The following is a 12,339-nucleotide window of genomic DNA, read 5'->3' on the forward strand; positions in this document are numbered from 1 at the left end:
CAAATTTATTTTCTACAATCTAACAGAAGGACACAAAAACCTAAGCGGACAATCGCCACAGCGAGGGTTTCTAGCAGTGCAAAACATTCTTCCGTGCAAAATAAGACGATGTGAAAGATTAGTCCATTCTTCTGGCGCAAAACAAGCTGTGACTTCTCTCTCGATTTTCGCTGCATCTTTAGCCTTAGCGCTAGCCTCACTCACCCAGCCGAGTCTTGACGTAACGCGCATAACATGCGTATCTACTGGAAATCCTGGAATCTTAAAAGCGTTCCCTAAAACAACGTTTGCTGTTTTTCTTCCCACTCCTGGTAACTTTGTAAGATCAGCCATATTATTTGGAACAATGCCATTAAAATCTTTAACAAGTTTTTGCGAAAGCTCAATAATATGTTGCGATTTTACTCTATAAAATCCAAGCGAATGAATTATTTCTTGCACGTTGTATATTTGTGCTTTTGCCAAATCGACTGGCGTTGGGTATGCCTTAAAAAGCTTACTCGTAACAAGATTTACGCGCTTATCGGTTGTTTGCGCGCTAAGAACAGTTGCGATTAAAAGCTCAAATGGGTTCGTAAAATTTAGCGCACATTTTGGATTTGGGATTTCTTCGCATAAAATCCTATATTCTTCGCGCATTTTGCGGATTTTGTTTATTTTATCTATCTTAGACAATATAAGCCTAGTCTAAATCGTTGGAAACGCTTGAATCATCGGCACGTGAATCGCCAGCATCCGCACTATTGCCATTTTGTGCGTAATCGTCATTTTCAACTTCGTCAACTTGAGCTTCTAATGGGTCGAAACGATATCCAACATTTCTAACTGTTCCAATAACATGCTCATATTCAACGCCCAACTTTGCGCGAAGCCTACGAATATGAACGTCTACCGTTCGCGTTCCGCCGTAGTAATCGTAGCCCCAAACCTCTTGAAGCAAATGCGCACGCGTAAAAACTCTACGAGGATGCTGAACAAAATACTTAAGCAGCTCAAATTCTTTATACGCTAAATCAATAGGCTTTCCGTGCAAGCTAACTGTATAGCTTTGCGTGTCTACAACTAAGTCTCCAGAGCACATTTGACCGTTGCTGTTAACTTCAACGCTTGTGGAATCGGCAACAGTAGAGCTAGAAGAAGAATCGGTAGAAACTGCTCTTTTGGCGGCTAATCGCAATCTTCCTTCTACTTCTGCAGGAGAAGCGGTTGTTAGCATAACGTCGCTAATGCCCCAAGATGGGTTTACAACTGTAAAACCGCCCTCTGTAAGAATTAGAATAATAGACATTGTTAAATTAGACGCGCGCACAAGAGAACACAGCGATTTTGCTAAAGATAAGTCTTCTCTAGCGTCAACAAGAAGAATGGTATCTTCGGGCATTTTAAGCATGCTAGAAGGTTCCATTGGCACTACGCGCACGCGATGCGAAAGAAGCGTTAGTGATGGCAAAACTTTTGCAGGCGCGGCACAAGAGGTCATCAATGTAATATCCGTCATATTGACACCTCCATAGCGCATAGAATTGAATGAAAATTCAAAATCAAGCTGTTATAAAAAAGAATTGTAATCCATGCTTAAGAAGAATCAAAAAGCGCAAGTGTACGCTTACATATAAAATGGTGTAAATCACAGTGTAAACGCGATAGGAGCGTACAATGAGCAACAATATTCAGCGCAACAAAATGTATGGTCACATTACGATTGCTGTAACTCAATTTGTTGCTATAGTTCTTTTAGCATCTGCTGCAATGCTTCCGTTTGCAACAACAAAAGCAGTTTTAACGGTTTGCATTCTTATTCTTCTTGCTCTAATAACTTTTTGGCCACTCAAAGGCTCTACAGCCGATAAAGCTATTCCTTTTCTTGCGTCATTAGCGTCTATGTGGTGCGCAACGCTGGCCTTAAAAGGATGGCTGCCAAGCAGTGTGATTGATGGAGAATCAGAAATTAGTATTCACAAATTTGTTGCTGCTATTAGACCGTACGAACGATGGGCAGTAAACTTTGCGCTAATTCTTGTTGCAGCAACATTTGTTAGCTTTGCTAGACAAATGTTTAGAGAAGATAGGTCTAATCTTGTACGAAACCTATCTCATTGCCTTACTGCAAGCATTGCATGCGCAGCTTTGCCTGGATGGCTTTTCTTGCCATCAATTATTAGATTCACTTTTTCTGTACGCGTATTGGAACTTGGCGTGTTAGTGGCAATTCTTGGATTGTTTGTTGTGATTGTTTTGGCTGGCCTTTCTCACCTTTGGATTAAAGACGCGCAATACAATGCTGGAACAGTTTTTCCACAAATTGGAACAGCTTTGATTCCAATTATGATGTGCGGAATGGTTGTTTACGGAGCTGGATTGGCAATGTTGCTTGTAGCGTAAGCGATTAAAGTTAATGCTAACTGTTTCATGCGTTGCTTTACACTACGTTTCACACGTTGTTTCACGCACTGTTTCACGCAATATGTTTTATAGATAGCAATGTTTTATAGATAGCAATTACTTATTAAGATATTAAAGATATTAAAAAGTGTCTAACACATAAAATGCGTTAGACACTAATAGATACGTTGTTAAAACGTTCGGAAGCTTTGCGACTAATCGCAAGAACTACTTTTCGCTTTCTTCCAAACGCTTGCGAGCTGCAACAATTTCCTTTTCTGCCTGCTCTACACCAGCCCAGAAGTCTCCAGGAAGAACTTCCTTGCCTGGCTCCAAAGCCTTGTACTGCTCAAAGAAGTGCTTGATTTCTGCCTTGTGATACTCGTTAACGTCATCAATATCTTTAATATCGTCAAAGCGAACATCTGCTGGCACGCACAAAACCTTGTCATCTCCGCCAGCTTCGTCAACCATGTGGTACAAACCAACAGCGCGGCATTCAACAACGCAACCAGGGAATACGGAATTTGGAATCATAACAAGAGCGTCAAGCGGATCGCCATCTTCGCCCAAAGTGCCATCAATGTAGCCGTAATCATCTGGATAGCCCATTGCGGTAAATAGAGTACGATCCAAAAATACGCGACCAGTTTCGTGATCAACTTCGTACTTATTCTTAGAGCCGCGTGGAATCTCTACCACAACGTTAAATGTTTCTGCCATTTTTACTCCTTAACGTAAAACTTAATGCTTAAGTACATTAGTACGTTTAAGCATTTGTTTATCAATCTAACGTTTGTACATCTAACTTAGACTGTTCAATCTAACTTTAGCGCGCAGCAAAGAGTATATAAAACACTACGCACACGATAGCGATTCAGAACCAGTTAGATATGCGGACTATATGCGGACTATATGCGAGACATATTTGTGTAATATATTTGCGACATGTGGAAAATAGTGCGCAATACGCTTTACGATATATGCACAAGCGAATCGAAGCAAAGCGCAATAATGCGCGATTTATATAAGACACAGAAAGTGTCAACTAACCGATGCGAAAAAACATAAAGAAAAATATTAATAAAAAATATTAATAAAAACAGTAAAACATTTGAAAAATATTTTAGTTCACATTAAAAAAACTCTCGTGAATCAGGCAAAAATACGCGAAAAATCAAGGAAAAACTAAGACACGCTATAGGCGTCTTTAGTGTCTTAATACATAGATAATATGACTACGTTTTGGAGCGATGTTAATGGAAAAAATCGAACATAAACAATTGTAAGACTGAACAAAAAACCGAACACAAAACTGAACACAAACACGTATTAAGTTGTAGGCAAGATGAAAGAATTGAACAACGCAACAAACGCTGCAAGTAAACGCAACGCTGCAGTAGACGGCATGCGCGCGATTGCAATTATTGGAATTGTAGCGTTCCACTTGCGTCCAATTGTATTCAACGGCGGCTTTTTAGGCGTAACAATGTTTCTTGTTATGGCAGGATACTTTAGCACCGTGTCTTTGCTAAAAATGTTCAGCGAGAAAAACGATAAAAATTCGCATTTAGATAGCAGCCAAGAAAGCCAGAAGAAAAAATCAAAACTTATCACTTACTTTAAGTACCTATTTCAGCGCGTAAAACGAATATGGCCTTCTACGCTAGGCATTATTGCACTAAGCGCACCACTTATGTGGCTGTTTTCGCCAAGCCTTTTAACAAAGTTGCAATCAGATGCTCTAAGCGGAGCAACATTTAGCAGCAACATGGCGTATGTTTTGCGAAAAGTCTCGTATTTTGAGCAGTCGGGACTACCTTCTCCTATTAAGCATTTATGGTACTTAGGCCTGATTATGCAAATGTTTATTTGCTGGCCAATTATTCTATGCACAATTCTTAAAATAGTTAAATCAAAGTTTGTGCGAATGCTTGTTACTGCAACGCTTGCGATTGTGTCTGCGCTTACAAGCATTGCAATAACAATTCTTTATGGAGAAGGACAAACCATTGCACGCGTGTACTACTCTTTAGATACGCGCGCATGTGAATTCTTAATCGGCGCGCTTCTAGCAATGTATTGCACGTGGTTTAGTGGAAAATCTGCTATAAAAATCATTTCAGACGCGTTCCGCTACATTGTTGGAAGCAAAAGCGAAAAAGAACAAATTGAAAATCAAGAAAACGATTCGCAAAATGGCAAAAACAAAGGCAGACAGCCAATTTTAGAATCCATTGTAGGATTTGCTGCACTAGCGTTTATTTTGTTCTGCTTTATTAAACAAGACGGACTAAAAACGTGGATTGTGTACGGAGGTTACGCACTTTTTGCAATAGTTTGCGCGATTTTAATGCACGCTTGCATGCTAAAAAACAACATTTGCGCAAAGATACTTGGCACTAACATATTAAGCTACTTAGGTAAGAGATCTTTTGCGATTTATCTTGTTCATTTTCCTATACTCGAAGTCTTAAATCCTGCAACTAGAACTACTCACATAACGCTGTTTGAGCAGATTTTGCAATGCGTGATTGTTGTTGCAATAGCTGAAGTTTTTTACAGAATTTTTGAAATGCCATTTGCAAGTAAATATATGACTTTTAGCGTTAGCAGTGTTAGCGCAAAATCAGAAGATGCGAAAGATAATTTAAAAGATAACTCAAAAGATAAAAATAAAAACCTTGATCTTTCTAGCGATACTTTAAGCGTTAAAAGCAAGAACATTAAGCTCCCATTTGTTCTACGAAAGCTTGCGACTACTGTGTGTGCAGCGGCTTGCATAGCGCTAATCGCAGCTCCACTAAATTGGAGCAGCATTGCGCAAGAAAGGTCAATACAATTAAGGCCAGAACTAGCAAGTCAAGAACAAAACAATAAGACTCATTCGCAAAATGGCAAGCAAAAGCCAGAATCAGGCCAAAGCTCAAAGTCAAACAATAACTCAAACAACAAGACAAACACAAAGTCAAACAACAAGTCAAAGCAAAATCAAAAAAGAAAAGTGGGCGGAAAGCGCCAAAATATAACAAAACAAACACTTCCAACAAAGCCAAGTGCGCATAGAGTTCTAAACCCAATCGCAGAAAAAGTGCCAGCAAACATAAACACAAAACCTTGGAAAATTGACTCAAAACAAGACGTTTGCACGGCAGATATAACAATGGTTGGAGACTCCGTAACCGAAGGCGCAAAACCGTACCTTATAAAAGCTCTACCAAACGCTTGGATTGACGGAAAAGTTAGCAGGCAGATTTTCCACGGAGCCGAAGACTACCAAAAAGACATAGCCGAAAAACACCCTGGAAGCGTTGTAATCTACGAACTTGGAACCAACGGGCCGCCTAGAGATGAGTCAGTTTTACAAAACATGGTGAATATTACTGGCGGAAAGCCCGTGTACTTTGTAACAACTCGCGTGCCGCAACCTTGGCAAGACGAGACGAACGCAAAATTGCGCGCATTTGCATCAAAGCGTAAAAACGTTGGAATTATTGACTGGAATGGCACGAGTGCAGGTCATAGCGAGTTTCTAACTGACGACGGAATACACTTAACACCTATTGGCGGGCCACAATACGCACGAATGATACGACTAGCCGTGTGCGGCGGATGACTTGCGACTAGCAAAACAAACCGCCCAAATCACGCCAAAATATTACGATGGTACATATGAGTGAGTTAATAACCCCATTTTCCCAAAGCAATAAGGGCGATTCGATTGCAGAATGGAAGAATCCTCTGCGAGACCCGCGCGACTTGCGACTAGCCAAAATCGCAGGCCCGTGCAGCCTTGTTATATTTGGAATCACGGGCGATTTAGCTAGAAAAAAGCTAATGCCAGCCGTATACGATTTAGCAAATCGCGGACTTTTGCCGCCTGGCTTTGGACTTACGGGATTCGCCAGACGCGACTGGACAGATGAGCATTTTGTAAACTTTGTGCGAGAAAATATTCAACAGCATTGCCGTACGCCATTTTGCGAATCCACTTGGATTAATCTTGCAAAAGGCATACGTTTTGTTCGCGGAACATTCAACGACGCAAGCGCTTTCGAGCGATTAAGCAAAACCGTAAGCGAACTAGACAGAGATCGCGGAACTCGCGGAAATCACGCGTTCTACATGTCGGTTCCGCCATCCAGCTTCCCTGTTGTAGCGCAGCAATTGGCTGCATCGGGGCTTTCACACTCCTCCGAAAACGCATGGCGACGAGTGATAATCGAAAAACCATTTGGCCACGATTTAGCAAGCGCACAAGAGCTGGATCGCGTAGTTTCCGAGGTTTTTGACCCTAATTCCGTGTTCCGCATAGACCACTATTTAGGCAAAGAAACTGTGCAAAATCTGCTTGCTTTGCGCTTTGCAAACGCAATGTATGAGCCAATTTGGAACGCTAATTATGTTGACCACGTGCAAATCACTATGGCAGAAGACATTGGCATAGGTGGCAGAGCTGGATATTATGACGGCATTGGCGCTGCGCGAGATGTTATTCAAAACCACTTGCTTCAACTAATGGCACTCACCGCTATGGAAGAGCCTGTAAGTTTTAGCGCTGGCGATTTAACAGCAGAAAAAACTAAAGTCTTGTCTGCTATACGCCTGCCTAAAGATTTGTGCGCAAACACTGCAAGAGGCCAATACGCAGAAGGCTGGCAGGGGTCGTATAAGGCTATTGGATATTTGCAAGAGCAAGGAATTAGCCCAGATAGCACTACAGAAACATACGCTGCTGTGCGATTAGACGTAGACACTCGCAGATGGGCTGGAGTGCCATTCTACTTGCGAACTGGCAAACGCTTAGGTAAGCGCGTTACAGAGATTGCTGTGATTTTTAAGCGCGCTCCACACTTGCCTTTTGAGACTACTGCTGTTCGCGAACTTGGAAACAATGCTATTGTGATTCGCGTTCAGCCAGACGAAGGCGTAACAATGCGATTTGGCGCAAAAGTACCAGGCGGAACGTCTATGGAAGTTCGCGATGTTTCTATGGACTTTAGCTATGGAAGATCTTTTACAGAAAACTCTCCAGAAGCCTACGAACGCCTTATTTTAGACGTTTTGCTTGGCGAGCCGCCACTTTTCCCAACAACGCAAGAGGTTGATTTAAGTTGGAAGATTTTGGATCCGATTGAAGATTTTTGGGCTTCGCTTAACACGCGTCCGCAACCATACCGCGCTGGAACTTGGGGACCAGCGGAAGCTGATGCCATGCTTGCTCGCGATAATCGCCATTGGAGGCTGCCATGATTATTAATCTTCCTAACACAAACACGTCTAAAATCTCTGCAAAAATCGATGAGCTTCACGAAGAACGAGGCGAATCAGCTACTGGACGCGTGCTCACTCTTCTTATTGACACCACTCTTAAAGAGCTTGAAAACGCACTGGGCGCAGCAAATGCAGCTAGCCGCGAGCATCCTTGCAGAGTTATTGCGATTGTTCGCGATTGGCAAAGCGCTAATGCAAGTTTGCATAATCAAAATCAAGACAATCAAGAAGATCAAAAAAATCAAGAAGAAGAAACGCCAAACTTAGACGCTCAAGTGCGATTTGGAGCAGATGCTGGCGCAGGCGAAATCATTATTCTCTACCCACATAATGACCTTGTTCGCCACCCAGATACGCTTGTTATTCCGCTTCTTGTGCCAGACGCACCGATTGTTGCATGGTGGCCTACAAACGCGCCCGAAAATCCTGCTAAAGACTTGCTTGGAGCTATGGCAAGTAGCAGAATCACAGACGCTCAACGCGCAAGCAACACTCTTGAAACTGTACAAAATCTGCGCAAAAATTGGTCCTCTAAAGACGTGGATCTTTCTTGGACGCGCATTACGTCTTGGCGCGCAATGCTCGCTTCTATGCTTGATCAGCCGCCGCACTTGCCGATTCTTAGCGTTAAAGTTAGCGGCCCTAAGCACTACGTTCCGTTGCATTTGCTTGCGCAATGGCTAAAAATCTCACTTAATGTTCCTGTAGAAATTGTTGAAGATTCAAGCGCGCATGCAATTACAGAAGTAAGTCTTAAGAGGCAAGATGGCGAGCTTTCTTTAACGCGACCTTCTGGCAGCAGTCAAGCAATAATAAGTCTTCCTGGGCAAGCTTCTCAGCCGATTTCTATGCCGATTCGTTCTTTGCAAGACTGCTTAAGTGAAGAATTACGCAGAATTGACCCAGATGAGATTTATGCACAGCTTATTCACGAAAATTGTTGCACAATGCAAAATAACGAACTTGCAATGTAACGAACTCTAATACAACAAGTAAAAATAATAAAAGGATTCATTATGGCTAAAGATTTTAGATTTGCGCATAACGCAACAGTGTACGGCTACGATAATCAAGATATTATAGCTGCTGTTTCTGCACAAAAACTTGTGACTTTGATTATGCAATGGCAAAACAATGTTGAAAATCTTAATAAGCCATTCCATCTTTTGCTAACAGGTGGAACAGATTCGATTCGCATGTTTCAAATGTTAGCTAGCAACCCATTGCTTCCAGCAATCGACTGGTCTAATGTGCATATTTGGTGGGCAGATGAGCGTTTTGTAGCTTATAACAGCGAAGATCGTAATGCGCGCAAGGCTCGCGAGTTGCTTCTTAACATGCTTAGCGATCACAAAGTTTTGCAGGAGTCTCATATTCACGAAATGCCTGCAGATGAGCGTAATGCCGTTGATTTTGCAAAAGCCAGCGACGCTGAAAATGACGCTATTTTAGACGCTGCTGCACGCGAATACGAAGAAGAAATTATAGGATTACTTGGCAAAGAGCCAGTGTTTGATTTGGCGATTCTTGGCATGGGACCAGACGCGCATATGGCTTCACTTTTCCCAGGATTGCCGCAAATTCATAATCGCGATCGCATAGTTTTAGGCGTAAACCACTCCCCTAAGCAGCCGCCAATGCGATTAACGCTTAGCGTTCCCGTGCTGGCTCATAGCCGCCGCACTTGGTTTTTAACGGCTGGCGAGCAAAAAGGAAAAGCTTTAATGAACGCGCTTTCTGGGAGCAATAACCCAGACTATCCTGCGTCTTTTGCCAACGGCACAGAAGAAATCGCTTGGCTAACTACCGCCGAAACTTTGCAAGCAGCAATCCAGTAATCTGCATAGCCTTCTAACATCGTGCATAATATTTAGAACAATAAAATACAGGCCTTTGCATTGTTACGCAAAGGCCTGCTAGTTCTAAATATTATTTGATTTAATCTTGCTTTACTTCTGGGCGATTAGGCTCTGCCCACAAAGTGTGAAATACTCCTGGCTCGTCAATGCGACCGTAAGTGTGCGCGCCGAAGAAATCGCGCTGAGCTTGAATAAGTGATGCTGGCAAACGCTTTGATCGCAAGCCATCATAATATGCAAGCAAACTGGAGAATGCTGGAACAGGCACACCATGCTCCACTGCGCGCGCAACAACACGGCGCCAAGCAGCTTGCGACTTTTCAATAGCATCCTTAAAGTACGGTGCAAAAAGCAAGGAAACACTTGCCTGCCCAGATTCAAATGCCTCGGAAACGCGGTTTAAGAATTGCGCACGAATAATGCATCCGCCTCGCCAAATGCGAGCAACAGCAGCCTGGTCAATCTTCCAATCATGCTCAATTGCAGCAGCAGCAATCTCGTCAAATCCTTGCGCATAAGAAACAATCTTAGAAGCGTACAAAGCTTGGCGAATATCCTCAATAAATGCCTCGCGCTCAGAATCGCTAAAATCAAAATGCATATCTGGACCAGTCAAACCCTGGTTTTCTGCAGCTTCACGCAAAGCAACTTGGCTAGAAAGTCCGCGAGCGAACACAGCTTCTGCAATACCCGTTACAGGGATTCCAAGCGAAAGCGCAGATTGCACAGTCCAAGTACCCGTGCCCTTCATTCCAGCGTGATCCACCATCATCTCCACCAAAGGCTTACCAGTCTTAGCATCCTTCTGGCGCAAAACATCCGCAGTAATCTCAATCAAATAAGAATCAAGCTCGCCCTTGTTCCACTCGCTAAACACATCTGCAATGTCTTCGGACTTCATGCCCAAGCCGCGAAGCATTAAATCGTAGCTTTCGGCAATAAGCTGCATATCTGAATACTCAATGCCGTTGTGAACCATTTTTACAAAGTGGCCAGCGCCATCGGTGCCAATATGCGTTACGCAAGGCTCGCCTTCTGCAACAGCTGCAATCGACTTTAAGATAGGGCCGAGCGTCTTCCAAGATTCCTCCGTGCCACCAGGCATCATCGAAGGGCCGCGCAAAGCGCCTTCTTCTCCGCCAGAAACACCGCAACCAACGTAGTGAAGACCGCGCGCGCGAATGTTTTTCTCTCGGCGAATCGTGTCTTCAAAGTAGGAGTTTCCGCCGTCAACGATAATATCTCCTGGCTCCATAGCATTTGCAAGCTCTTCAATAACAGCGTCTGTAGGAGCACCAGCTTTTACCATAATGATTGCTGTGCGTGGGCGCTTAAGCGAAGCCACAAATTCTTCAACAGTTTTTGCTGGCACAAAATCGCCTTCGCTGCCATGCTGATTCATCAAGGTTTCTGTGCGCGAATAATGACGATTATAAACAGCAACAGTATTTCCGTGATGCGCAAGATTACGCGCTAAATTCGATCCCATTGCAGCCAAGCCAACAACGCCAATATTTGCTCTAGCTTGAGTTTCCGCCATTTTGCACCTCTATCTTTTAATATTTATAATCGTAATATTTATAACCGTTTTATTATTTTATGATTGTTTTATTTTTAACACTTAATCAATCAAAACACACTTTTTAAAGTTTATCTGCCTATATGCACAAGCATTTTTGTTGCGATAACAAGGCGTACTGCATAGCGCGCGCATTAATGGCAATTTTGTGATAAAGATTACATTTTTACTTTTATTAGTCGCTATTTAGAAAGCATAAATACCGCTTAAATCTTATAGACACGCGTGATAATCAAAATTTGGACACACTAAATATAGGGATTATCCATACAACACGCCACTACAAATAGTGTTAAGTGGTAGTAGACTGTTAAATCGTGCCCAAAAGCACAAACTTAAATAATCATAAAGAAAAAGCGTTAAATACGCACAATACACACAACGAAGGGAGACGAACCGTGACTATTACAGTTTTCACAAAGCCACATTGCCCACAGTGCGATGCCACAAAGCGTCAATTCACTAAGCTAGGCGTGAATTTTGAAACAGTAGATTTAACTCAAAGCCCTTCTACTTTAGACCAATTGCGCGCTGCAGGATATCGCCAAGCGCCAGTGGTGATTACTCCAAACTCGTCGTGGAGTGGGTATCGCCCAGATTTGATTGCACAAATCGCAAGCCAACTAGAAGACGAAAATAAAAACGATTAAAACGATTAAAGCAATCAACAATAAGCAAGATACGCAAAATAATCAAAGCAATCAAGAAGTATAAAAATGTGTGATCAAGAAAATATGTCACAACCAAGCGAACCAGAAGCGCGCGCACAAGGCGAATCAATCGGAGCTGTAGTTTATTTTTCTTCCGTCTCCGAAAACACACTACGATTCGTGAAAAATTGCGATTTTCCAAGCAGCAATGTGAACGTGTATCGCATACCGCTTCGTCCAAAAGAACCAGAATTGCACGTTCGCGAACCATACGTTTTGATTGTGCCAACTTACGGCGGCGGAAATATTAAGAAAGCAATACCAATGCAAGTGCGCAAATTCCTAAACAATCGCGAAAATCGTTCGTTTATTCGCGGCGTAATATCTTCTGGAAATACGAATTTTGGAGACGCATATTGCGCTGCAGGCGGTCAAATCGCTGGAAAATGCGCAATTCCAAACATGTATTCGTTTGAGCTTACGGGAACTCAAGAAGATATAGAAAAAGTAGCGCAGGGAATACCAAGATTTTTACGGCAATTAAAAGAAACAGAAGAAACGAAATAAACAAATAAACAAAATCAACAAAAAACAG

Annotated in this window: 11 protein-coding genes; 7 read left to right on the forward strand and 4 right to left on the reverse strand. The window is 42.5% G+C overall.

Going from position 1 to position 12,339, the window contains the following annotated elements:
• Positions 1-12 precede the first annotated feature (12 nt).
• Positions 13-639: an endonuclease III gene (gene nth, locus HXT36_RS04455; protein WP_060785893.1), complete on the reverse strand. Its 627-nt coding sequence runs from the start codon at positions 637-639 to the stop codon at positions 13-15.
• A gap of 43 nt (positions 640-682) precedes the next feature.
• Entirely contained in the window at positions 683-1,498 is an 816-nt protein-coding gene (locus HXT36_RS04460; RefSeq protein ID WP_421778644.1) for a winged helix-turn-helix transcriptional regulator, read from the reverse strand.
• 158 nt (positions 1,499-1,656) lie between these two features.
• Here HXT36_RS04460 and HXT36_RS04465 point away from each other — a divergent pair, with 158 nt between their 5' ends.
• Entirely contained in the window at positions 1,657-2,382 is a 726-nt protein-coding gene (locus HXT36_RS04465; protein WP_421778645.1) for a beta-carotene 15,15'-monooxygenase, read from the forward strand.
• Positions 2,383-2,610: 228 nt separating this feature from the next.
• On the opposite strand, the gene HXT36_RS04470 is transcribed toward HXT36_RS04465, so the two are convergent.
• Complete coding sequence (locus HXT36_RS04470) at positions 2,611-3,105, reverse strand: inorganic diphosphatase (protein WP_004105658.1); 495 nt, start codon at positions 3,103-3,105, stop codon at positions 2,611-2,613.
• A gap of 625 nt (positions 3,106-3,730) precedes the next feature.
• Here HXT36_RS04470 and HXT36_RS04475 point away from each other — a divergent pair.
• The 4 genes from HXT36_RS04475 to pgl are packed head-to-tail and all read left to right on the forward strand — an operon-like array spanning position 3,731 to position 9,494.
• Positions 3,731-5,998: an acyltransferase family protein gene (locus HXT36_RS04475; RefSeq protein ID WP_421778646.1), complete on the forward strand. Its 2,268-nt coding sequence runs from the start codon at positions 3,731-3,733 to the stop codon at positions 5,996-5,998.
• A gap of 56 nt (positions 5,999-6,054) precedes the next feature.
• Positions 6,055-7,635: a glucose-6-phosphate dehydrogenase gene (zwf, locus tag HXT36_RS04480; protein WP_421778647.1), complete on the forward strand. Its 1,581-nt coding sequence runs from the start codon at positions 6,055-6,057 to the stop codon at positions 7,633-7,635.
• Complete coding sequence (locus HXT36_RS04485) at positions 7,632-8,630, forward strand: glucose-6-phosphate dehydrogenase assembly protein OpcA (RefSeq protein WP_421778648.1); 999 nt, start codon at positions 7,632-7,634, stop codon at positions 8,628-8,630. Before zwf ends, HXT36_RS04485 begins: the two co-directional genes overlap by 4 nt.
• Before the next feature lie 42 nt (positions 8,631-8,672).
• Positions 8,673-9,494: a 6-phosphogluconolactonase gene (gene pgl, locus HXT36_RS04490; RefSeq protein ID WP_421778650.1), complete on the forward strand. Its 822-nt coding sequence runs from the start codon at positions 8,673-8,675 to the stop codon at positions 9,492-9,494.
• 100 nt (positions 9,495-9,594) lie between these two features.
• Here the strand turns inward: pgl and gndA are convergent, their stop codons facing one another.
• The gene (gndA, locus tag HXT36_RS04495) at positions 9,595-11,055 is read right to left on the reverse strand and encodes an NADP-dependent phosphogluconate dehydrogenase (protein WP_119529143.1); all 1,461 of its coding nucleotides are present in this window, start codon (positions 11,053-11,055) and stop codon (positions 9,595-9,597) included.
• 437 nt (positions 11,056-11,492) lie between these two features.
• Between gndA and HXT36_RS04500 the strand changes: the two genes are divergently transcribed.
• Both HXT36_RS04500 and nrdI read left to right on the forward strand, forming a co-directional pair.
• On the forward strand, positions 11,493-11,744 hold the full coding sequence (locus HXT36_RS04500) for a glutaredoxin family protein (RefSeq protein ID WP_004114274.1): 252 nt from the start codon (positions 11,493-11,495) through the stop codon (positions 11,742-11,744).
• 66 nt (positions 11,745-11,810) lie between these two features.
• Entirely contained in the window at positions 11,811-12,311 is a 501-nt protein-coding gene (gene nrdI, locus HXT36_RS04505; RefSeq protein ID WP_421778651.1) for a class Ib ribonucleoside-diphosphate reductase assembly flavoprotein NrdI, read from the forward strand.
• Positions 12,312-12,339: the final 28 nt, after the last annotated feature.

Source organism: Gardnerella sp. DNF01144 (assembly GCF_049244245.1).
Classification (GTDB): domain Bacteria; phylum Actinomycetota; class Actinomycetes; order Actinomycetales; family Bifidobacteriaceae; genus Bifidobacterium; species Bifidobacterium piotii.

Excerpts from the sequence above, each read along its gene's own strand:
- HXT36_RS04485 (WP_421778648.1), top strand. The coding sequence starts at position 7,632 with ATGATTATTAATCTTCCTAACACAAACACGTCTAAAATCTCTGCAAAA.
- HXT36_RS04475 (WP_421778646.1), top strand. The coding sequence starts at position 3,731 with ATGAAAGAATTGAACAACGCAACAAACGCTGCAAGTAAACGCAACGCT.
- pgl (WP_421778650.1), top strand. The coding sequence starts at position 8,673 with ATGGCTAAAGATTTTAGATTTGCGCATAACGCAACAGTGTACGGCTAC.
- HXT36_RS04465 (WP_421778645.1), top strand. The coding sequence starts at position 1,657 with ATGAGCAACAATATTCAGCGCAACAAAATGTATGGTCACATTACGATT.
- nrdI (WP_421778651.1), top strand. The coding sequence starts at position 11,811 with ATGTGTGATCAAGAAAATATGTCACAACCAAGCGAACCAGAAGCGCGC.
- HXT36_RS04460 (WP_421778644.1), bottom strand. The coding sequence starts at position 1,498 with ATGACGGATATTACATTGATGACCTCTTGTGCCGCGCCTGCAAAAGTT.
- nth (WP_060785893.1), bottom strand. The coding sequence starts at position 639 with ATGCGCGAAGAATATAGGATTTTATGCGAAGAAATCCCAAATCCAAAA.
- zwf (WP_421778647.1), top strand. The coding sequence starts at position 6,055 with ATGAGTGAGTTAATAACCCCATTTTCCCAAAGCAATAAGGGCGATTCG.
- HXT36_RS04470 (WP_004105658.1), bottom strand. The coding sequence starts at position 3,105 with ATGGCAGAAACATTTAACGTTGTGGTAGAGATTCCACGCGGCTCTAAG.
- gndA (WP_119529143.1), bottom strand. The coding sequence starts at position 11,055 with ATGGCGGAAACTCAAGCTAGAGCAAATATTGGCGTTGTTGGCTTGGCT.